The organism is Streptomyces sp. NPDC048516, assembly GCF_043199875.1.
Taxonomy (GTDB): domain Bacteria; phylum Actinomycetota; class Actinomycetes; order Streptomycetales; family Streptomycetaceae; genus Streptomyces.
In genome coordinates, this window is record NZ_JBICWS010000024.1 from 1 (window position 1) to 22,472 (window position 22,472).

Consider the following 22,472-nt stretch of genomic DNA (forward strand, 5'->3'; position numbering starts at 1 on the left):
CGCTACGAGAAACGCGCCTACATCTACCTCGGCACCGTCACACTCGCAGCCCTCGCCATCTGGCTCCGAACGTGATCCGAGAAACAGTGCCTAGTGAGGCCCCTCGCTTGACTGGCCCCCTCATCGCCGCAGGTGAGGGGGCTTGCTGCTGTCTGAGGCCAGGTGTGCGTGTATGCCTCTTTCGTGTAGACTTGGATACAACACGTTGTAAGTTCACCGGCGTTGTCGCTACCGTTGTTGCCAACGCGGCTCACTGGGCTGCGAGTTGAGCTGAGACGCAAGACGCCCCGGCAGCGTGAGCGCGCCCCGGGGCCGACCAACGCTTATGAGGAGCGTCAGCGTGTCCCACCGTATCCAGATCGCCGTTGAACGAGCACTCGTCCGGATCATCGAGTTGGTCTTCCCCTTCGCTGCGGGGAGGCACCGCGCAGCGAAGGGCGCCCGCCCGCCCCGCCCCACCCGCGCCTCGCGGACAGCCGCCCGTACGGTCGCCGCGCCTCGAAACCCATCGGCCGTACGCCATCCACGCACCGCAGCGTCCGCCGACGCCCCCGTCCTCGACGGCCCCAGCCCGCTCGTCCGCCCCTACCTCCTTGCGTACGAACAGCACGCTCGCCGTGCCGCATTGGCGCTTGCGCTCGATGGGATCGACGTCGGCCCGTGGGTCATTCACGGGCACCTCGTCGGCGCCCCGGGCGCGTATTGCCCCGTCCCGGGCGCACCTCGCCCCGTCATGGCGGGGGCGGCGGCCTGATGGAAAGCCGTACACCGGCGACACGCACCGCCGGCACCCTCCGCGGACTGCGGATCAGCCGTGTGCCCAGCAAGCCCGTGCAGCGTGAGGACGACGGGCAGATCGCGATCCATCTGTGGCTGCGGCGCGATGGAGAGTTCGACGGGGATGTCGCGCTGCGGCTTGCGCCCGGCGAGGCCGAACTCCTGCATGCGCAGCTGTGTTACGCGCTCGACGACCCGCCGGTGACCATGACCGGACCGTTCGCAGGCGGTCCGGCCGTCGCCGGGCCGCTGCCGGACTGTCGGGAGAGCGTCCAAAAGCGCCAGGGAGTACGTCACTTGTAGGCCAAGTTTTTGGCGGACGCGGAAGGCTACGACATCCCGCGAACGCCTCCTGGCCCGTCCGGCCCCGCCATCATTCTCTCCGGGGCCGGACGGCCATTTTTCCTGCGCGCGACGAGAACATGCGTCCAAGGCGCACAATGGATCGGCGGGTGGCACAGCCGGTCCAGGGGAGAGGCGCGTACGCATGGTGGTCAGGGGAACGACCGAGCGGGACGAGGCGGAGCTGCCGCTTCTGACGCACCTCAAGAAGATGGGGTGGCGGCACGTCCACGGTCCGGATCTCCAGGTTGCCGAGGAGCGTGCATACGGCGACATCTTTCTCGCCAAGCGGGCGGTGTCCGCGTTACGGCGTACGAACAAGTTGCCCGGTGCCACGAGCGGTTGGATGACGGAAACCGACGCGCTCCGCTCCCTCGACCGGCTGAAGCAGGCCGCGCGGAACGTGGTCACGCGGACGCTCGAAGAGGCCAACGAGGAGGTCACCACGCTCCTGCTGCACGGTGCCCTGGAGAAGGGGCCCGACGAGCGGGATGTGAAAGTGCAGTTCGCCGACTGGGGGACGGAAGCGCTGGAAGGCAGCCGGGAACAGGCGCTGGCGCGGAACGATTTTCTCGTCGTCGATCAGCTGTGCGTCCGCAACGCCGATGGCAAGGACGTGTTTTTCGACCTGGTCCTGTTCGTCAACGGCATCCCGATCGTGGTGATCGAGTGCAAGTCTCCCGACCGGCAGGATCCGCTGGGCGAGGCCATCCAGGATCTGCGCGGATACACGGGCAGGCCGTTGGATGAGGACATACGGGAGCGCGGAAGTGTCCCGCGGGGCATTCCGGAGTTCTTCGCGCCCGTACAGCTCCTGGTGGCCGCCGACGGCAAGGAGGCGGTGCTGGGGACGATCTCCTCCGAGGAAGAGCACTACGCGCTGTGGCGGAGTACCGAGCCGGACTACGAAGAGCTGGACGTGCTCCGGCAGGAGCTGCGCGGCTGGAAGCTGCTCGGTCCCGAGGAGCAGCCCACTCTGCAGCACCAGTTGACGGCGATGGTGCTGAAGCCGCAGAACCTTCTGAACATCATCCGCCACTACGTCTTCGAGATGCCTCTCAAGAGCCGCAAGGGCGCGAAGGGCAGGAAGGGCGCGGGGGCGCGGTCGGCCGGCAAGGGCAGCGCCGGGACGTCCGCGCAGAAGCCGAAGACGGCCAAGGTGGTCTGCCGGCATCAGCAGTACCGGGCCACGGAGAAGATCGTCCGCAAGCTGCGTACCGGCCGTAGCCGGCTGGATCCGGGCGCGGAGCGTGACGAGCGCGGTGGCGTGATCTGGCATACGCAGGGAGCCGGCAAGAGCTTCACGATGAAGTTCCTGACCCGGCGGCTGCACATGAGCCGGGATCCGGAACTGAACCAGATCACCCTCGTGGCGATCACCGACCGCAGGGATCTTCAGCGGCAGCTCAAGAAGTCCGTCGCGCTGAGCGGCAGCGATGTACGGGAAGCCGCGTCCCGGGCGGATCTGGAGGGCATGCTGCGGCGGGCCGGGAAACACGGCGGCCGAGCGGTGATCTTCGCGACGATCCAGAAGTTCCTCGGCGACCTGCCGGGGATTCCGCGGGAGACGGAGGGGGCGGACGGCGTCGGTGCGGAGGCTGCGGACGGGCCGGAGCAGACCGCGGGTACGGCTGACGGCGAGGAAAAGTCGCTCACGGCGGAATTCGAGCAGGCGCGTGACCGCGTCGCCGGCGGCGCGAGCCCCGAGGAGGTGGCGGATCCGTCGCCGGACGAAGAGACACTGAAGGCCGCCGCCCGGGTGTTCCCCGAGTGCAGCGACTCGGTGAAGGTGCTGGTCCTGGTCGACGAGGCACACCGCTCGCACACCTCCGTCCTGCACGCCTGTCTGCGGAAGGCGCTGCCGAACGCCGCCCGGGTCGGCTTCACCGGTACGCCACTGATGCAGGGGCGGCTGTCCGACACCGGCAGGATCTTCGGGCTGGAGCCCAGTCGGGAGCCCGGCGGCAGGCCGGCCTTCCTCGACACGTACCGGATGGACGAGGCGGAGAAGGACAAGGTGATCGTCCCCGTCCGGTACGAGGGGCGCGCGACGTCGGCCGAGGTCCAGGAGAAGCGGAAGCTGGACGAGTGCTTCGCCGACCTGATCGAGCCGCTGGACGAGGCCGAACGACAGCGCGTACGGGACGCGTACGGAACGCCTTCGGGCCGGGATGTGGCTGAGTCCGCGCCGTTGATCCGGAGCAAGGCGTACAACATGCTCGCGCACTATGTGACGGGGCCGCTCACCGGGGGCTTCAAGGCGCAGCTGGCCGTCGTCAGCAGGCGTGCGGCCGTGTGGTACCGGCACGCGCTGAGGGACGCTCGGGCGCAACTCCTGGCGGAGGTGCAGGAGTTCGACAGGTCCGGTCGGCGTGAGGCGCTGCGCGGGCGGGCCCCCGAGTCGTACAACGAGGAGGAAATGCGGCTGCTGCGTGCCTGGCAGTACCAGGCGGTGCTGCGGCGGATGGACTTCGTCCCCGTCATCTCCGCCGGATCGGAGCGGAAGGCGGGCACCTGGCGGGAATGGACCGATGAGGCGTGCCAGCGTGACCACATCGAGCGGTTCCTGCAGCCTTTCCCGGAGCTGCCGCCGGACAACCCCTGGATGGTCACGCACGTACCGGAGCCCGATCCGGTGCTCGCCGGCCGGGTCGCCAGCATGAATCCCTGGAGCGAACTGCCGCCGCACACAAAGGCGGAAGACAGCGAGCCCCCGATCGCCTTCCTGATCGTGAAGTCCATGCTGCTCACCGGCTTCGACGCGCCGATCGAGCAGGCCCTGTATCTGGACCGGCCGATCCAGGATGCCGAGCTCCTGCAGGCGATCGCCCGCGTCAACCGGCCCGCCCCCGAGAAGAAGGAAGGGCTGGTCGTCGACTACTACGGCGTGCTGAACAACCTGGGCATCACCCTCGCCGCGTACAGGGACGATCCGCCAGTGGTCGACTCACTGCGGGACATGGCTGACGAGGCACAGGGCATGGAACACGCGGCCAAGGAGGTTGCGAAGTTCTTCGCCGAGGTGGGGGTCGACAAGGAGGATCTCGGAACCCGGGGAGGCCTCTCGCACGCCATGCTCGCCCTGCACGAACCTGCGCGGCGGGCCGATTTCGACCGGAAGCTCGGAACGTTTCTGGACGCGGTGGACCGCGTATTGCCGCACGAGAAGGCGCTTGACCAGATCCCGGACGTCCGTCGCTGGAGCGTGCTCCAGATGCGGGTACGCCGGCACTACCGCGACGCCCCGGGCGGTGGCTTCTCGATGCGGGGGTACGGCCGGAAGGTCCGCGCGCTGATCGCCGACCATCTGGAGGTCCAGAAGATCGAGCAGGTCATAGCGCCCGTGTCGATCCTGGCTCCGGACTTCGAGGAGATCGTGGATCGGCTGCCGGTGAGGGAGGCCGCGGCGGAACAGGTCCAGGCGCTCCGGTACCACCTGGAGGAGCGGATCGAGCAGGATCAGGAGGGCCGCCCGGTGTACCGGCAGCTCTCCGAGGAGCTGGAGCGGGTCCTGGAAGAGTTCGACGGGCGCTGGGAGGACATCCGGCGGGAGGTGGGCCCCCTCGTCGAGCGCGCCCGTCGGGCGGAAGAGGCGGACCCCGAAGCCGCCGGTCTGTCGGTGATGGAGCAGCGGCTGTACGTGCTCCTGAAAGAGAAGCTGGAGCAGGACTCCCGCTTCGACGCTCCGGCCCCGGAATTTCTCCGCCGGCTCGTGGTCGAGGTCAAGGACGTGATCGTCGGCCACGTCACCCGGGCCTCCTTCGCTGCGGAGGCCGCCCACGTCAGTGAGCTCGACGCGCACATCTGGCAGTGCCTGCGCAGGTCCGGGCTGCGCCCGGTCAGCGGAGGCCGTGCCGCGCTCGGGCAGCTGTCGGAGCTGCTGGCGAGCTATGGCACACAGCAGCATGCGGGCTTCCAGGCCGAGGGCAGGGGACAATAGCTGGGTGTCTCCACCGTCTGCTCCTGCCGCCGCCGTGGGCTCCGGCGATGGTCGTCTCGCCGAGGGGCAGACGCTCGTCGTGGACGGGCTGTCACTCCATGTACGCGTCAGTGCGCGTCGTGTGCGGCTGGGGCTGACTATCGAGAGAGACGCCTCGCTCACGTTGCGTAGTCCTCAGGATTGCAGCCTCCGCCGTGCCGAAAGATTCGTCCGGGACAACAGGCGGTGGATCGAGAGCAAGCTGCTGCTGAGCGAAGAACGGCGGCAGCTGCACCCCGTGCGGACGCTGTACGACGGTGAAATCCACCGTTACCTCGGGCGGGATTACAAGCTGCTGCTCGTGGACGAGCCGGTGGGCATGGGCCAAGAGGAAGACGGACACGAGGGCCAAGGCCAGTCAGATGCGCCCGTGCGCCTGGTGGCGGGCCGACTGCGGCTGAGCCGGTCGGTGGCCGTCGAACCGCAGCAGGCACGGAAGGCCATCGCCGCCTGGTACAGCAAAGCAGGTCAGCGTTGGGTGCAGGGGCGGTTGCAGCCGTGGGCTGCCCGTATGGACGTGGCCGAGCCGCGGGTAGAGGTCCGGGACCTGGGCCACCGGTGGGGCACATACCGGGCCGGGCCGGACGGCAGCGGCCGCGTGGCACTGCACTGGGCTGTCTTCCAGTTGCCGATCCATCTCGTCGACTACGTGATCGCTCATGAACTGGCCCACGTCCGGGTGGCCGGGCACGGCGCTGACTACTGGCGGTTGTTGGGCAGAGCGCTGCCGGAATGCCAGCGATTGAAGGCCGAGTTGGACGAGCTGGGACGGCGTGTGTGGATGGGGGACGTGGGGACGCTGCCGTAGCGGGCAAGGAGCCGGGCGTTCCGAGTCAGCAGCCGCGCGCCTACTTCGCCCTGGAGTAGGTGCGCGGCTGTTTGTCGTGGCCCAGGAACTCGTGGTGCAGGGTGCCGTCGGGGTTCAGGCGGAGGACGGAGCTGTTGCCCGGGGCGCAGCCGGGCGCGGGCCGGGCGACGACCGACGGGCCGAGGGTCAGTCTGTCGCCCTCCGCCGCGAACAGGTCGGCATGCGTCGTGCAGCGGCCGCCGCGGCCCGCGACGACGGTGGTGAGGACCGTGCTGCCCGCCGGGGCCTGCTTGAGGGTGAGCCGCCGGCTGCCGTAGCCGTCGGCGTTCGGCCGCTGCCAGGTACCGATTAAGCCGGCCGGGACGGCGGCCTGGGCCGGTCCGGTGCGGTGCAGGGTCGCGGTGCGCCCGGCCGCCGCCCAGTTCAGGGTGCCGCCCTTGCCCGCTTGGAGGGTGTGTTCGCCGAGCGCGGCACAGCGGCCCGCGGGGACGGACCGTACGACCTTGGTGTCCAGCCGGAGCGCCGGGTGCCCGTCGTGCGCCGTGACGGACACCAGCTTGCCGTCGCTGCGGCATTCATAGGTGGCGCCGAGGCTGGTGCTGTTGGCGACCACCTCGCCGACCGTGCCATTGGTGATCACGAACCGCCGCTGCTGCCCCGTGGGTTCCCCGTCCCGCAGCATCGGGCCCGACCAGGTGCCGACAAAGCGTGCCGGGATGTCGGACGCGCTCTGGTCGGCGCTCGCGCCGCCGCTCAGCAGCGGGACCGCGACGGCGGTGGCGGCGGCCGCGGCGATGGCACTGGTCGTGGCCAGGAGGAGGGGGAGCCGGCGCCGGCGGGGCGCCGGTGCGGAGGGCTCGGCCAAGGGCGGCGATGCCGGAGCGGGGGAGAGGCGGGTGGACGTGAGCGTCGGCGGCCGGCCCCCGGGCGGGGTGTCGGTGTCCAGGAGGCGTACGGCGTGCTGTCCCAGACTTGCGATCAGCTCCGCCGGCAGCCAGGGGGCGGCGAACGGGCCGCCGGGCACCGGCCCGGTACGGTCGGCGATCTCGCGGGGGGAGGGCCGCGCGTCCGGGTCCTTGGACAGGCAGTCCTGGATCAGGCCGCGGATGCCGTCGGGCGCCCCGGTCAGCTCGGGCTCCTCCTGGGCGATTTTGAACATCACCGAGTGGAAGCCCGAGGCCGGGCTGCCGAACGGCTGCCGCCCGGTCGCCGCGTACGCCAGCACCGACCCCACACAGAAGACGTCGCTGGGCGGGCCGGCGCGGTGCCCCCGTACCTGCTCGGGCGACATGAAGCTGGGCGAGCCGAGCACCGTGCCGGTGCGGGTCCGGGTCCGGTCCCCGACCGCGTCCAGGGCGCGCGCGATGCCGAAGTCGATGACCCGCGGCCCGTCGATGGTGAGCAGCACATTGGACGGCTTGAGGTCGCGGTGCACCAGGCCGACGCCGTGGATGTCGCGCAGCGCGCAGGCCAGCCCGTACGCCAGCCGTTGCAGTGAATACAGCGGCAGGGGGCCCGGGTTCCGGATGCGGCCGTACGTGCCGCCGACGACCTCGCTCAGCGTCGGGCCCGCGATATAGCCGGTGGCGACCCACGGGACCGGGGCCTCGGTGTCCGCGTCCAGGACCGGCGCGGTCCACCGCCCGCCGACCCGCCGCGCGGCCGCGACCTCGGCACGGAAGCGGTCCCGGAACTCTTCCTCCGCGGCGAGTTCGGCCTTCACCAGCTTCACGGCCACGGTCCTGCCGCCCTCGGAACGGGCGAGGTAGACCCGGCCCATCCCGCCGCTGCCGAGACGGCTGAGCAGCCGGTAGTCCCCGATCCACTGCGGATCGTCGGCCGTCAGCTCCCGCAGGCCGTCCATCAGGGCGCCCTCCCCCGTCTCGTTGCGTGCCTGAGGCGCGTTCCGGCAGCAGGCGTGCTCCGAGCGTAGGCGGCCGCGGATCGCGCCAGGGCCGAGAGATCGTCACGACGGGAGAACAATCGGTGCCCGAACGGGAGCGAGGGGTGCGACGGGGGCGCGGGCAGGGGGCGCAGGAGGGGAAACGCGGCCGAGCGCGTCCCAACGGGCTGTCAGCTCCTCCGGCCCGTCAGCTTCTCCGGTTCTCCGGGGCGCCTGCTTATCCGGGTTGCCAGTTCCTCCGGTGCGCCGGGCCGTCAGCTCCTCCGGGCCGTCAGCTCCTCTTGTCGGACGGCAGCTTGCGGTACGTCAGCGCCTTTCCGTCGTCGGAGGTGCGGCGCAGCTTGCCGTTCACCATCTCCAGGGTGCTGGCCGAGCCCGGGGAGCAGCCGTCCGGCCCGGACACCACCGTGGAGGGGCCGAGGCGGACCGGCGGCCCCGCATGGGCCAGAGCGGCGGCGAACTCACAGCGGTAGTCCGCCCCGGTCGCCGTCATCGTCAGCACGATGTCACCGGCCTTGCCCTGAGTGAGGGTGAAGCGCCGGATCTCGTCGTGGGAGTCGCCCAGCGTCGCCTCCCACGTGCCCAGGTAGTCCGCGGGAAGCCGGCCCTTCGCGGACCCCGCCGTCCTCTGGGCGCCGGTGCCGCCCGCGTCGTCGGCGTCCGTCGAGCGCAGGCCGCTGCCGTCCGCGCTCATCAGGGCGTACGCGGCGACCGCACCGGCCCCGGCGAGCACCAGCGCGGCAGCGGTGACCAGGGCGGCACCGGCACCGCGGCGGCGCGGCGGCCTACCGGCCGGGGCGGGAGACGGCGCCGCGTCAGGGCGGGGTGCGGTGGCGGCGGGCGGGTACGCCGCCGGGCCACGGGACGGCGGTGGCGGCGTGGCCGGGGCGCGGCCCGCTGCGGAGGGCGTGGGCACGACGGCGGTGGGCGGCTCCCCGTCCCGGGCGGTGTCCCGGTTCTGCGGGTTCTCCGCCGCCAGCAGTTCCACGGCGTGCCGCCCCAGCCGCGCGGTCAGCGCCCCCGGCAGCCACGGCTCGTCGTCCGCACCCGGCCGGTCCCCGCCACCGCTGCCGCCCTCCGCCCGTGCCACCAACTCCGCTGGCGTGGGCCGCTGTCCGGGGTCCTTGGCGAGCGCGCCGGCGATCAGCCCGCGCAACCCCTCGGGCACCGCGGAGAGGTCGGGCTCCTCCTGGGCGATGCGGAACATCACCGCGTGCGCGACGCTGTCGCTCGTCCCGAACGGCTGCCGCCCGGTCACCGCGTACGCCAGCACGGCACCGAGGCTGAAGATGTCGCAGGCCGGGGTCAGCGGCGCGCCGCGCACCTGCTCCGGCGACATGAAGCCCGGGGAGCCGATCGCCCCGCCGGTATGCGTCACGCCGTGGCCGGACACCGCCTCCAGGGCCCTCGCGATGCCGAAGTCGATGACCCGCGGCCCGTCGATGGTGAGCAGCACGTTGGACGGCTTGAGGTCGCGGTGGATGATTCCGGCGGCATGGATCGACCCCAGCGCGCGGGCCAGCCCGGCGGCCAGGATCCATACCGTCCGCTCGGGCAGCGGGGTGCCGCTGCCGCCGACGACCTGCTGCAGGGAAGGCCCCGCGATATAGCCCGTGGCGAGCCAGGGGGTCTCGGCCTCGGTGTCCGCGTCCAGTACGGGCGCGGTCCACTCCCCGGCGACCTGCTGCGCGGCCCGCACCTCCCGCCGGAAGCGCGCCCGGAATTCCTCCTCACCGGCCAGCTCCGCACGCACCAGCTTGACCGCTACCGTACGGCCGCGGTCCGAACGGGCCAGGAACACCCGCCCCATGCCGCCCTCGCCGAGCCGCCCGATCAGGCGGTAGTCCCCGATCCGCGGCGGATCCTGCGCGCCCAGCGGCATCAGCCCCGCCGGCACTTCCGCGCGCCCCTGCCACTCCTGCCGCCCCGCATGTCTTGGCCGTTCCACGATCTGCCGCCCCTTCCCCCCGAATCCGCCCCGCGGGCGAGTGGGCGGGCCGCCTGTGCACCCGGCTGCCCGCGCCCCCTCCTCCGCGGTGAGGATAGCGAGGGCGCCTCGGCCCCTGGCAGGCCGCAGGTCCGTCACGCCCCCGCAGCCGGCGGTAACCCGCGGCGGCGGCCCGCTCTTCCCACGCCGCGGCCCCACTCTGCCGGCGGCGCAGAGAGTTCCAGCGGCGCCGCCATGAACCGCCCGACGGTGGCCGGGATACGACGGTGCCGGATATCTGTTTCCGCGTCCCGGAACTTTCCGGGGGCGAGGAACGTCGTACGCGTACCTCGACGCCTACCGCGCCTACCGCGAGCACCGCGACCACCCGAGGCCGACCGCGGCCCCGACCCCGACACCACGTCCACGGCGCAACAACGAAAACAGCAACGGAACAGCGCGCTCCCCGGTCCCGCACGTCCCCCTTCCCCTCCCCGTGCCCGCCCGACTGCCAAGGAGACCGTGTGATCCCCGCCGTACGCGCCCTCGCCCGCGCCGCCATGGCCGCGCGCCCCGTGCCGCTCGCCGACGTCCAGGCGCGGGCCGAACTCCTCGCCCGTTTCGACCGCCGCTATCTCGTCCCGGTAGAGGTCTTCGCCGCCTTCGCGGCCGAACTCACCGACCACGGCAGGCCGGGCGGCCCGTTCGCGGCGCTGTGCATCAACGGACGCCGCTGGTTCCGCTACCGCTCCTTCCACTACGACACCCCTGACCTGCGTTCCTTCCACGCCCACCGGCAGGGCCTGCCGCTGCGCTACACGATCCGCGAGCGGCGGTACGAGGACATCGGGGAGCGGCAGTTCGAGGTCAAGCTCACGGGACGGCACGGCGAGACGGTCAAGCACCGGCGGCCGCTGCTGCCGGGCGACCCGGCCCTCGGCGCGGCCCCGCGCGGCTTCCTCGCCGCCGTACTGGACCGCGCCTACGGCCTCGCGGCCCCCACCGACCTCGACGGCGCCCTGGAGACCGACTACACCCGCGCCACCTTCGTCGCGGACGGCCGGCGCATCACCTGTGACGCCGCGCTGCGCTGCCGGGACCTGGAGTCCGGCCGCACGGTACGCGCCGACGGCGGACTGGTACTCGTCGAGATCCGGACCGCCGCCCGGCTGACCGACGCCGCCCGGCTGACCGACTCCGCCCGGCTGACCGACGCGGACCGGCTGCTGCGCGGCCACGGTGTCCAGGCCACCGCCTTCACCCGCTACTGCGGCGGCCTGTCGGCACTGCGCCCGGAGCTGGCCGCCGGCCACTGGCGCCAGGCCCAGGCCGTACGGACGGCCTTTCCCGCGGCGCCCTGACCACCCTGCGCCCCGCCATGGGTCACCGCGGCGGGCCGCCCACGATTCTGGACAGAATGTCCGCGCGTCGTGGGTGGAGTCACACACAGTGTCGGTACCGTCCGGCAGGCCGTGATCCCTACGCTGAGGGCGTTCGCCGCGACCGTCCCACGGCGGACCCGAGCGACCCGATCCGAGGTACTGACCGTGACCACGACGCCCTCCGCCCCCGCCGCCGATCCCGCCACCGGGCGGGCCGTCAAGGCCGCCGACCGCGCGCACGTCTTCCACTCCTGGTCCGCGCAGGGCCTGATCGACCCGCTGCCGATCGCCGGCGCCGAGGGCTCGTACTTCTGGGACTACGACGGCAACCGCTACCTCGACTTCTCCTCGCAGCTGGTCAACACCAACATCGGCCACCAGCACCCCAAGGTCGTCGCGGCGATCCAGGAGCAGGCCGCCAAGCTGTGCACCATCGCGCCCGGATTCGCCGTGGACGTACGGTCCGAGGCCGCCCGGCTGGTCGCCGAGCGCACCCCCGGCGACCTCGACAAGATCTTCTTCACCAACGGCGGCGCGGAGGCCGTGGAGAACGCGGTCCGGATGGCCCGGCTGCACACCGGCCGCGCCAAGGTGCTCTCCGCCTACCGCTCGTACCACGGCGCCACCGCCACCGCGATCAACCTGACCGGCGACCCCCGCCGCTGGCCCTCCGACACCGCCTCCGCGGGCGTCGTCCACTTCTGGGGCCCGTTCCTCTACCGCTCGGCCTTCCACGCCGAGAACGAGGCGCAGGAGTGCGAGCGCGCCCTCGCGCACCTGGAGCAGACCATCGCCTTCGAGGGCCCGCAGTCGATCGCCGCGATCATCCTGGAGACCGTCCCGGGCACCGCCGGCATCATGGTCCCCCCGGCCGGCTACCTGGCCGGCGTCCGGGAGATCTGCGACCGCCACGGCATCGTCTTCATCCTCGACGAGGTCATGGCGGGCTTCGGCCGTACGGGCAAGTGGTTCGCCGCCGACCACTTCGGCGTCACCCCCGACCTGCTGACCTTCGCCAAGGGCGTCAACTCCGGCTACGTCCCGCTGGGCGGCGTCGCGATCAGCGCCGAGATCGCCGCGACCTTCGACCAGCGCCCCTACCCGGGCGGTCTGACCTACTCCGGCCACCCGCTGGCCTGCGCCTCCGCCGTCGCCACCATGAACGCGATGGCCGAGGAGCGGATCGTGGAGAACGCCGCCGAGATCGGCGAGCGGGTCATCGGCCCCGCGCTGCACGAGATCGCCGCGCGGCACCCGTCCGTCGGCGAGGTCCGCGGTATGGGCGTCTTCTGGGCGCTGGACCTGGTCAAGAACAAGGAGACCCGCGAGCCGCTGGTCCCGTACAACGCCGCCGGTGCCGCCAACGCCCCGATGGCCGAATTCGCGGCGGCCTGCAAGCGCGGCGGTCTGTGGCCGTTCGTGAACATGAACCGGACGCATGCCGTCCCGGCCTGCACGATCACCGAGGCCGAGGCCAAGGAGGGCCTTGCCGCCCTCGACGAGGCCCTGTCGGCGGCCGACGCCCACACCGTCTGAGCCTCTACGGGCAACGCCGCCGGGGGAGCGGAACCGCAGGTCACGGACACGCCGTCCGGCGGACCGACGGTAACCTCGGGCGGCATCGAGGTGCGGCCCTCGCCTATCGTGGGCGGGGGCCGCTCCCACCTGCGCGGTCAGCGACGTCGAAGGAGACGCACACGATGGCCGCCGGCGGAGACAGCTCAGTCATACGACGCAGCACCCTGCGCCAGCAGATCGCCGACGCCCTGCGCGACGAGGTCCTGGCAGGCCGGCTGCCGTCCGGCCACCCCTTCACCGTCAAGGAGATCGCCGAACAGTACGGCGTCTCCGCCACCCCCGTGCGCGAGGCACTGCTCGACCTCTGCGCCCAGGGCCTGCTCGACGTCGAACAGCACCGCGGCTTCAAGGTGCACGCCTTCACCGCCGGCGACTTCCGCGCCATGGTCGAGGCCCGCACCCTGGTCATCGAGGGCATCTTCCGCAGCGGCGCCGACCGGGCCCTGCGGGAAACCCCCGCCGAGGTGCTGATCTCCATCCGGCGCCGCGCGGACGAGGCCGAACGGGCCGCGCGCGGCGGCGACCTGGACGTCCTGATCGGCTACGACCTGCGGTTCTGGCGCGAGCTGAGCAGCATCGTGAACAACGCCTACATCAGCGACTTCCTGGACCGGATCCGCGTCCAGACCTGGATGTTCGCGGTGCCGCTGCTGCGCCGCGAGGGGGACCTCAAGGGGCAGCTGTGGCAGGGCCACAGCGCGCTGGCCGACGCCCTGCTCCAGCACGACCTGCCCGCGGCCCAGCGGCTGATCGCCGAGTACAACGAGCACTCCCTCGCTCTCGTCGGAACGCGCGGGTAGCACTACGCTGTCCCGACCATCGGCCGTAATGGGCCGTACCCGTAGCTGTACGTGCGCCGGTGTCCCCGTCCCCGACCGGAAGCGAGCCCATACTCGTGGCATGTGACCTGTGGCTGGTACCCCTCGTCGATGTGCTGTGCCACAGCCCCGACAACCCGTTCTCCGAAGAGATCGCCGCCTACGACAAGGCCCTGACGGAAGCGGGTCTGCCACCGGTCCCGGTCTTCAGCTATATGCCCGGCCTGTCCGGTGACGTCGCGCCCGTCGCCGGCTTCGACTACGACGCACTGCACTTCCTGCGCCGCGCCTACCTGCTGCGACTGTGCAACCTGGAGGTGACCCCGGTCGACGAACTGGGCGGAGACTACGAGCAGTTGCTGGAGATGTTCGAGACCACCGCGCAGCAGTCCCATCTCGTGTGGCATTACGACCACGCCGGTGCCTACGTCCCGGTCGACTTCCCGCACCCGCTCGCAGGCGACGAACTGCTGGAGGGCGGCGGCCCGCTGGGCTCCTCGCACGGTCTGCTGCGCGACCTCGAACTCGTTGCGCCATCCCTCGGTATCGATCCGGCCAATCCGCCGGCCGCCCCCGCACCGCCGGCCGGCCCCACCTCCCTGGAGGAGCGGGCGGACGCGGTCCCCCTGGACAACAGCCCGTTCGCCCGGGAACGGCACGTATGGCTCGGCCTGCACGCGGCCGCCACCCGAAGCCTGGGCCAAGGCTCCATGATCGTCTTCAGTTGACCCCACTCACGTTCACTTATCCACCTACGGGAGGGGACGGGCCGGAGGGGCCGGTGTGCGGGGCTTTGCTTCCGAAGGCTCCAAGAAAGAGCAAAGGCGGAGCGCAGCGGAGCCTAAAGCGAAGCAGTCCCGCACACCGGCCCCGGAGGCGCGTCCCCGCACCCACAGCCCCGCGCAGCGGCCCCCGGCCCGCCGCTGGGGGTACCTCCCACGCCCTTCAGGCAGTGGGGGAGCAACGGCGAGAAGCCCCCACGGCGGGGCAGCCGAAAACGGGCCGAGGCAAAGCGCAGCGAACCGGCCCGCCGCCAGGCGCAACGGCGGCGAACCCCTACGGCGGGCAGCCGAAAACGGGCCGAGGCAAAGCGCAGCGAATCAGCGTGGCGCCTCCGGCGGCCGCTGCCGCGGCATGTTCGGCCGCGCCCGCTGCGGCACCGCAAACCGCCCCGGCGGGCCCGGCGCCTCCTGACGCGCTTCCACGGCGGCGAAGCCGCCCCCGTGCGCCGCGGCAAGCCGCAGCGAATCGGCCCGGAAGTCCGCCATCCAGTCGGCCGTCTCGGCCCGCACCAGCTCCCCGAGGTCTTCGTTGAACCGCCGCAGCACGCCCAGACAGCGCTCGGCCGCCTCACCCGCCGTGCCCTCGGCCGGCCCGAGCACCTCGCGCACGCTCTCCACCGCCCAGTCGAACTGCAGCGCCTCCAGCCGCCGGTGAATCGCCTGGGCGGTCGCCAGGTCCCGCATCCAGCCGGCGGTCACCCCGAAATACCGGTCGCAGCCCACACACACCGCCGCCAGCAGCAGCGACAGGGCGCCCCAGGGCGCCCCGCCCTGCCAGGTTCCGGCCAGATCCAGCAGCGGGAGCACGCCGCCCGCCGTCACCCCGGCCGCGGCCCCCACCCGCAGCATCCGCGCGCTGCGGCGCTTGGCCCGCCGGCCGTGCAGATACCAGTCGGCGCTGCGCAGCGCGCCCTCCTCGCTCCAGAGATAGAGCGCGTCCAGGCGGTCGGACGGCTCCCCCCAGTCGCCGAGCGGAAAGGCCCGCCCCGCAAGATCCCTCCGGCCGCGGCCCCGGCTGCCGCTCTCCCGGGTGGGGCTGCCGCCCTCCCGAGGGGGCCCCTCGGGCTGCATCTCCGGATGACTCACCCGTGCACTCCCTCTCTGTCTCCACAGCCTCTGTGGCTCTCCACGGACACGTGCGGTGCGTGCCGTGTGCGCGTGACGTATGCGCGCGATGCCTGCCTGCCTGACGTATGCGCGTGAACGGATACGCGCGATGCCTGCGTGACGCATCCGCCTGACCGACACGCGCAATGCCTGCGTGACATATACGCGACATATGCGCGCGGTGCATGCGTGATGTACGAGACGACCGTGGCGCCGCCCAGCCCCTTCCTACCGCCGAACGGCTGGCGTCGGCCCCACGATCACGCTCTTTCCGCCCGGAAGGGGGGCGGGATCGGATATAAGGCCGCCGGGGATCTCACCCGAAAGAGTTGCCACCGCGGCGACGCGCGGTTTCCAGCCGCTCCTGGCCTCTTCGCCGCCCGCGCCCGGCCGACGTCCGGCCGCCCGGCACTCTCGTCTAGGCTGCCACCGTGAAGGTCCTCGTCATCGGCGGCGGCGCCCGCGAACACGCCCTGTGCCGCTCTCTGTCCCTCGACCCCGACGTCACCGCGCTGCACTGCGCTCCCGGCAACGCCGGTATCGCCGAGGTGGCCGAATTGCACGGGGTCAACGCCCTCGACGGCGCGGCCGTCGCCGAACTCGCCGTCGGTCTGCAGGCCGACCTGGTCATCGTCGGCCCCGAGGCCCCCTTGGTGGCGGGCGTCGCGGACGCCGTACGCGACCGCGGCATCCCGGTCTTCGGCCCGTCGGCCCAGGCAGCCGAGCTGGAGGGCTCCAAGGCCTTCGCCAAGGACGTGATGGCCACCGCGGCCGTCCCCACCGCCCGCAGCTATGTGTGCACCACCCGGGAAGAGATCGACGCGGCCCTGGACGCCTTCGGCGCCCCGTACGTCGTCAAGGACGACGGCCTGGCCGCCGGCAAGGGCGTCGTGGTCACCGACGACGTCGAGGCGGCCCGCGCGCATGCCCTGGCCTGCGACCGCGTGGTCATCGAGGAGTTCCTGGACGGCCCCGAGGTCTCGCTCTTCGCGGTCACCGACGGCGTCACCGTCGTCCCGCTGCAGCCCGCCCAGGACTTCAAGCGCGCCTACGACGGAGACCAGGGCCCCAACACCGGTGGCATGGGTGCGTACAGCCCGCTGCCCTGGGCCGACCCCAAGCTGGTCGACGAGGTCATGGCCACCGTCCTGCAGCCCACCGTGGACGAGCTGCGCCGCCGCGGTACCCCCTTCTCCGGGCTGCTCTACGCGGGCCTGGCGATCACCTCCCGCGGAGTGCGGGTGATCGAGTTCAACGCGCGCTTCGGCGACCCGGAGACCCAGGTCGTCCTCGCCCGCCTCAAGACCCCGCTCGCCGGTCTGCTGCACGCCGCGGCCACCGGCACCCTCGCCACCCTCCCGCCGCTGCGCTGGAGCGACGGTGCGGCGGTGACCGTCGTCATCGCCTCCCGCAACTACCCGGACACCCCGCGTACCGGCGACCCGATCGACGGTCTCGCCGACGTCGCGGAGCGGGACGGCCCCAAGGCGTACGTCCTGCACGCCGGCACCAAGCGCGACGAGAGCGGCGCGGTGCTCAGCGCGGGCGGCCGGGTGCTGTCCGTCACCGCCACCGGCTCCGACCTCACCACCGCCAGGCAGCGCGCCTACCGCGCCGTCGGCCGGATCTCCCTGGACGGCTCGCAGCACCGCACGGACATCGCCGCCAAGGTCGCGGACGCGGCGGCGGGGACAGCGGGCGTCTAGGGGGCGCCTCCGCCCGGTGCCCGCCCAGGCCTGCGCCGCCGGTCGGTGCCGCGTCCGGCGCCGTCCTCGGTGACCTCTTGGGCGACATCTCTCCTGGGGCATATGCCACATACCGTGACATATGCCCCAGTCCTCGTGGTGCAGACCGGGCCGAAGTGTCCACGGCCCATACCCATCGCGCACGGGTTCCCGGCTTTGCCCAAAGCCATTCCATCGAGTGACCGCACCAGGTATACGGCTGACGAGGCCCGCACCCCCAACTAGGGTGCGGCGCAAGCGTCCTGTGGCCGGCGGGCCGGAATCCGGCACGGTTGCCACGGTGGCGTCCGGCAAGTGGCTCACCGGCATTGCGATGTCAGTGGCCGGTGCCACAGTGGTGGTGGAGTGCCCTCGCTCCTCTCACCGCGCATATCTCGTACGTCCGTCCCGTGTTCTCTCCGTCCGGCTCCATCAGGACAGCAGGGGGTGTACAGGCTCGTGGCAAGTCCGGAAACAGGCGTCCTGGCGGCGCGTGCCCGCGCCCTTGCCGTGCTGCGGATCCGCAGCACGGCGCTGGCCGTCGCGCTGCTGCCGGCGGCCGTGGCCGTGGTGCTGTTCACCGGCCGGGCGACCGGCCACCTCGGCGCGGGTACCGGCTGGGAGCTGGCCGGCTGGATCGCCGGCGGTCTCGGAGTGCTCAGCCTGCTCCTGGCGGCGCTGGTCACGGCCGTCGTGGCGCGTGCCAGACCCGCCCTCAGTCCGTCCGTGCCGATCTCCGAGAAATCGGCCCCCGATCTCTACCGCCTCGTCCGCGATCTCGCCGACCGCCTGGAAGTCCCCGCGCCCTCGGCCATAGCGCTCACCCCGGACTGCGACAGCTGGCTGGAGGACCGTACACACCGTGCCCACGGCCCGCCGCGCCGCGGCAGGGGAGCGGCACCGCGCGAGGGACGCCGGTCGGCCGAGGCGCCGGTCCTGGTCATCGGCTCGCCCTTCCTGTGGTGGATGCGGGTCGCCGAGCTGCGGGCCCTGCTGGCCCCGGTCGTCGCGGGCACCGGCCCGTCCGCCCACCCCGACATAGCGGCCGCCCGCCGCTTCATCCGCGGCCTGGACGCCGCGGTCGCCGTATCGGCCCGCGCCCGGGGTCCGCTGCGCGCCCTCCCGCTCCGCTTCGTGGGCCGGGTGGCACGACTGCTGCTGCGGGCCGGCCGCGAACACGCCACGATCATGGAGCGCGCCGTCGCCGCCGCCGCCTCCGAGCGCGCACAGACCGTCGACTACGGCCTGCGTATCGTCGCCCAGGAACAGGTCGGTCTCGCCTATGCGGGCTGGGACCGGCTGCTGACCCGGGTGGCGCTGCCCGCCTGGCGGATGGGCCGCTGGCCGTCCCGGCTGGACGCCGGCGTGGTCTCCGCGCTCACCGAACTCTCCCGCCGCGACCGCCTCGCCAACGGCTTCGCCTCCCGTCTCGGCGAGCGCCCGGCCTGCGACCTCCTGGAGGAGCCGGGCGCCATCGACCGCGCCGCCTCCCTGCTGGCCGCCCGCCTCTTCCACGGCGGCCCGGCCGAGCCCGGGCCCGACTGGTCGCCGGTCGGCTGGAACCAGTACCCGGAAGAGGTCGTGGACCGTAAATGGCGCCTGGAGGCCGCCCGCCTCCACCGCGTCCTCGACAACCTCCCGGTGACCGCGCTCCCGGCGGCCCCGCCCACAGCGGCGGCCCCGGACCCCGCCTGCGCCCCGCCCCTCTCGTACGCCCGCTCCGCCCCTCGTACGCCCGCGGGCCGCCACCCGGCGGACCGCCCCGCCGGGGGCCCGCCGTCCACCGGTCATCGCGGCGCCCCGCCGGCCGCACCGGCCCCTGGCCCCACGCTCGCCCGTGTCATCGACCGGCTCGCCCAGGGCGAGCGGGCGGGCGATCTGGTCGCCGCCCGCCTGGGCGCGGAGGTCGAGCGCGAGGAGCGCGAGGAAGCGGCTCGCCAGGCCGCGCGCTGCGGCTCGGCGCAGGACGCAGGCATCGGTGTGGCCTGGGGCGACGGCATGGTGTCCGAGGGCGGCCTCCCGCTGTTCCCGCTGCAGCCGCCCCGTACGGGCCGCGAACTCCTCGCCGACCACGTCACCGCCATGGTCTGCTGTGCCGCAGTCGACACCGCGGGCGCCGCCCCCGGCCTGGACTGGCTCGACGGCCCGGCGCTGCTGGTCGGCGGCGCCCGCCGCGCCGACCTCGGCCGCCCGGTACTCAGCCTGGTCGACGACGGCGACGCGGAGCCGCTCCGCGGCTGGCTGACGACGGTCGGCGTACGCCCCGAGAAGCCGGTCCGGCTGGTATGACAGGAAAAACCGGAACGACCGGAGCGACTGGAGCAACCGGAACGGCCAGAGCAACCGGAGCGACCGGAGCGACTGGAACGGCCAGAGCGACCGGAGCGATTGGAACAACCGGAACGACCAGAGCAACCGGAGCAACCGGAGCAACCAGAGCAACCGGAGCAACCGGAGCAACCGGAACGACCAGAGCAATCGGAAAGCCGCAGGCAAGGCCGCAGGCAAGGCAGCGCCCAAGGCAGCACTCAGCCCCCGGGCGGGGACCGGACGCCTCGTCCCCGGTCTTCCGCGCCACCGGCTGAATGTTCCCTTCCAGTTCGCATTTCGGGGGCTGCACCCTCTAAATTCACGACGAAGGGTGACGAAGTGAGTGCGTAATGTGATGTGCTGGGGGATGGCCGGCCGGGTTCGCCCGGCCGGGCGCAGTAGCGGCTCGATCGGCTGCGGCCGATGGGGATGCGGGAGGGGAGTGAAGGTGGCGACGGATCAGATCAGGCGCTGGGAGTCGGGTGCGCTCGCCCACGCGGTCACGGACCCGTTCGGGCAGGGCCCGCTGCCCTGGCTGCGCGGCAGCGAGAACTACTTCGACTCCGGCCGCATCATTCCTTGGTACGTCGACCCCGCCGTCGCCCAGGGCGCACTGCCGGTGCCCGACCCCGGCAAGCACAACGGACCGCGTACCGCCGATGACGTCCACCGCCAGATCAAGGGCTTCGCCGGCCCCGGCGCGGTGGCCCCCGGCGAGGCCATCGACTTCCGCGTCTCGGTGGACCCGCCCCAGCCTTTCAACATCGACATCTACCGCATCGGCCATTACGCGGGCGCCGGCGCTGCCAAGATCACCAACAGCCCCCGCCTGGCGGGTATCGTCCAGCCGCCCCCGCTGACCGCCGACCGCACGGCCTCCTGCCACCACTGGTGGCTCTCCTGGCGCCTGCAGGTCCCCACGTCCTGGCAGCTCGGCGCCTATGTCGCCGTGCTCACCACCGCCGACGGCCGCTACCGCTCCCACATCCCCTTCACGGTCCGCGATCACCAGCCCGCGGACCTCCTCCTGCTGCTGCCCGACATCACGTGGCAGGCCTACAACCTCTACCCGGAGGACGGCCGGACCGGCGCCAGCCTCTACCACGCCTGGGACGAGGAGGGCGCGCTGCTCGGCGAGGGGGACGCCGCCACCACCGTCTCCTTCGACCGCCCCTATGCCGGCGCGGGACTGCCCCTCCATGTCGGCCACGCCTACGACTTCATCCGCTGGGCCGAGCGCTACGGCTACGACCTCGCCTACGCCGATGCCCGCGATCTGCACGCCGGACGGGTCGACCCGTCCCGCTACCGCGGCCTGGTCTTCCCCGGCCACGACGAGTACTGGTCGGTGCCCATGCGCCGTACGGTCGAGCACGCCCGCGACACCGGCACCTCCCTCGTCTTCCTCTCCGCCAACACCATGTACTGGCAGGTCGATCTCTCCCCTTCGCCCTCGGGCCCGGACGCGCTGCTCCACTGCCGCAAGCGGCAGGGCCCCGGACGTCCCGCACTGTGGCGGGAGCTGGGGAACCCCGAACAGCGGCTGATGGGCATCCAGTACGCCGGCCGGGTCCCCGAGCCGGCCCCCATGGTCGTACGCAACGGCGGCCACTGGCTGTGGGAGGCCACCGGCGCGCACGAAGGCGACGAGCTTCCCGGTCTGGTCGCCGGCGAGGCGGACCGCTACTTCCCGCGCACCAGCCTCCCCGAGCACACCGAACGCATCCTGCTCGCGCACTCCCCTTACCGCGACAGCGAAGGCGCCCGCCGCCATCAGGAGACCTCCCTCTACCGCGCCCCCAGCGGCGCCTGGGTCTTCGCCTCCGGCACCTTCGCCTGGTCCCCGGCCCTCGACCGCCCCGGCCATGTCGACGAACGCATCCAACGCGCCACCGCCAACCTCCTCGACCGCATCTGCAAGCGCGACTGAGCCCACCCGCAGCCCGCCCCGCCCGCGCAACCCCGCGACCGCGCCAGGCCCCACCCGCACGAACGCCGCGCCCGCAGAGGGGCCTGCCCGCGCCCGCCGTCCGCCCCCGCCCGGCCGTGCCAGCGCCCCGCCCGCTACCGCGCGGCGGACGGCCCCAACTCCCTTGCCAGAGCGACCGTCAGGGCCCGGAAGATCCGCACCTCCGGATTCGGGTCCCCGGCGCGAGTGGCGAGCACGCTCTGCGCCCAGGGGGCATCCAGTACCGGTACGAACACCGCCCCCGGCCACGGGTAGTAGCGCGCGAACGACTTCAGCCCCGAGCCCGCTCCCCGCCCCGCCGCCACGCTCGTCAGCACGTCCTGCGGGGTCAGCGCGTAGTCGAGGCCACGCCGTTGGCCCTCGTTGAAGTACAGGTAGTCGGTGAAGGGCTGCGGCGTGTGCGAGGGCAGCCGCAGATACGGCAGGTCGATGATGTCCGCCATCCGTACCCCTTCGTGCGCGGCGTCCGCGAGCGAGGACGCCGCCGGCACCGCCACGATCCGCTGCTCGGTCGTCAGCACATCGGCCTCGATCTCCGCACTCCGGACCAACGGCCGCACGAACGCCACGTCCACCCGGTCCTCGCGCAGCGCACTGCAGTGCTCGGTGAAGGTCAACTGCACCAGCGACAGCGGGACGTCGGGCCGTGCCCGGCGGAAGGCACTGATCGCGGCCGGGGTCACCTCGGCCGACCCGTGCCCCATGACACCGACCCGCAGCGGCCGGGCGGGGGCCGTCCCCTGCGCCGCGTCCGCCACATCGTCCATCGCGGCGTTGGCGGCGGCGAGCAGCGTACGGGCGTGGGAGACCAGCCGCCGCCCCGCCGCGGTCGGCGCCACCGGGCTGCGCTCCAGCAGGAGGGTGCCGAACTCCCGCTCCAGTTGCTGTACATGGCCGGTCACCGCCGCGGGAGAAAGGAACAGCCGGGCCGCCGCCCGCCCGAAGTGCCCTTCCTCGACCACGGCAAGAAAGGAGGAGAGCCGCCGCAGATCCATGAGGCCCACGATAATTCCGGACTCGCCCTGCCATCGGGGGCCGTTCAGTTTTCCTGAACGGGGGAGGCGCC

General features: G+C 72.4%; 15 protein-coding genes. 11 read left to right on the forward strand and 4 right to left on the reverse strand.

Annotated features, from left to right (window positions below; genetic code table 11):
• Positions 1-340: 340 nt before the first annotated feature.
• The 4 genes from ACGFR7_RS32445 (at position 341) to ACGFR7_RS32460 (ending at position 5,906) form a co-directional block, all read left to right on the forward strand.
• Complete coding sequence (locus ACGFR7_RS32445; protein WP_393326116.1) at positions 341-754, forward strand: hypothetical protein; 414 nt, start codon at positions 341-343, stop codon at positions 752-754.
• Between the two features lie 62 nt (positions 755-816).
• Complete coding sequence (locus tag ACGFR7_RS32450; RefSeq protein ID WP_393326118.1) at positions 817-1,080, forward strand: hypothetical protein; 264 nt, start codon at positions 817-819, stop codon at positions 1,078-1,080.
• Positions 1,081-1,264: 184 nt separating this feature from the next.
• Positions 1,265-5,059: a type I restriction endonuclease subunit R gene (locus tag ACGFR7_RS32455; protein WP_393326121.1), complete on the forward strand. Its 3,795-nt coding sequence runs from the start codon at positions 1,265-1,267 to the stop codon at positions 5,057-5,059.
• A gap of 4 nt (positions 5,060-5,063) precedes the next feature.
• Entirely contained in the window at positions 5,064-5,906 is an 843-nt protein-coding gene (locus ACGFR7_RS32460; RefSeq protein ID WP_393326124.1) for a M48 family metallopeptidase, read from the forward strand.
• 40 nt (positions 5,907-5,946) lie between these two features.
• Here the strand turns inward: ACGFR7_RS32460 and ACGFR7_RS32465 are convergent, their stop codons facing one another.
• Positions 5,947-7,770 (reverse strand): serine/threonine-protein kinase, encoded by a 1,824-nt coding sequence (locus tag ACGFR7_RS32465; protein ID WP_393326127.1) that lies wholly within the window; start codon positions 7,768-7,770, stop codon positions 5,947-5,949.
• A 310-nt stretch (positions 7,771-8,080) separates the two neighbouring features.
• Positions 8,081-9,691, reverse strand: coding sequence for a serine/threonine-protein kinase (locus tag ACGFR7_RS32470; protein ID WP_393326256.1), 1,611 nt, complete (start codon positions 9,689-9,691; stop codon positions 8,081-8,083).
• 569 nt (positions 9,692-10,260) lie between these two features.
• Between ACGFR7_RS32470 and ACGFR7_RS32475 the strand changes: the two genes are divergently transcribed.
• The 4 genes from ACGFR7_RS32475 to ACGFR7_RS32490 all read left to right on the forward strand — a co-directional run bounded on the left by ACGFR7_RS32475 (position 10,261) and on the right by ACGFR7_RS32490 (position 14,242).
• Complete coding sequence (locus tag ACGFR7_RS32475) at positions 10,261-11,097, forward strand: VTC domain-containing protein (RefSeq protein ID WP_393326129.1); 837 nt, start codon at positions 10,261-10,263, stop codon at positions 11,095-11,097.
• Positions 11,098-11,283: 186 nt separating this feature from the next.
• The gene (locus ACGFR7_RS32480) at positions 11,284-12,654 is read left to right on the forward strand and encodes an aspartate aminotransferase family protein (protein ID WP_393326132.1); all 1,371 of its coding nucleotides are present in this window, start codon (positions 11,284-11,286) and stop codon (positions 12,652-12,654) included.
• A gap of 164 nt (positions 12,655-12,818) precedes the next feature.
• On the forward strand, positions 12,819-13,496 hold the full coding sequence (locus ACGFR7_RS32485; protein ID WP_393326134.1) for a GntR family transcriptional regulator: 678 nt from the start codon (positions 12,819-12,821) through the stop codon (positions 13,494-13,496).
• A gap of 95 nt (positions 13,497-13,591) precedes the next feature.
• Positions 13,592-14,242 carry a hypothetical protein gene (locus ACGFR7_RS32490; RefSeq protein WP_393326136.1) on the forward strand — a complete coding sequence of 217 codons (651 nt, stop codon included), beginning with the start codon at positions 13,592-13,594 and terminating at the stop codon, positions 14,240-14,242.
• 372 nt (positions 14,243-14,614) lie between these two features.
• Here the strand turns inward: ACGFR7_RS32490 and ACGFR7_RS32495 are convergent, their stop codons facing one another.
• Positions 14,615-15,382 carry an SLATT domain-containing protein gene (locus ACGFR7_RS32495; RefSeq protein ID WP_393326138.1) on the reverse strand — a complete coding sequence of 256 codons (768 nt, stop codon included), beginning with the start codon at positions 15,380-15,382 and terminating at the stop codon, positions 14,615-14,617.
• A gap of 452 nt (positions 15,383-15,834) precedes the next feature.
• Between ACGFR7_RS32495 and purD the strand changes: the two genes are divergently transcribed.
• From purD to ACGFR7_RS32510, 3 genes are all read left to right on the forward strand, one after another.
• Positions 15,835-17,109, forward strand: a complete 1,275-nt coding sequence (gene purD / locus ACGFR7_RS32500; RefSeq protein ID WP_393326140.1) for a phosphoribosylamine--glycine ligase — start codon at positions 15,835-15,837, stop codon at positions 17,107-17,109.
• Between the two features lie 477 nt (positions 17,110-17,586).
• Positions 17,587-19,416: a hypothetical protein gene (locus ACGFR7_RS32505; RefSeq protein ID WP_393326142.1), complete on the forward strand. Its 1,830-nt coding sequence runs from the start codon at positions 17,587-17,589 to the stop codon at positions 19,414-19,416.
• A 469-nt stretch (positions 19,417-19,885) separates the two neighbouring features.
• Positions 19,886-21,367, forward strand: coding sequence for a N,N-dimethylformamidase beta subunit family domain-containing protein (locus ACGFR7_RS32510; protein ID WP_393326144.1), 1,482 nt, complete (start codon positions 19,886-19,888; stop codon positions 21,365-21,367).
• A gap of 134 nt (positions 21,368-21,501) precedes the next feature.
• On the opposite strand, the gene ACGFR7_RS32515 is transcribed toward ACGFR7_RS32510, so the two are convergent.
• Positions 21,502-22,401, reverse strand: coding sequence for a LysR substrate-binding domain-containing protein (locus tag ACGFR7_RS32515; RefSeq protein WP_393326146.1), 900 nt, complete (start codon positions 22,399-22,401; stop codon positions 21,502-21,504).
• Positions 22,402-22,472 lie beyond the last annotated feature (71 nt).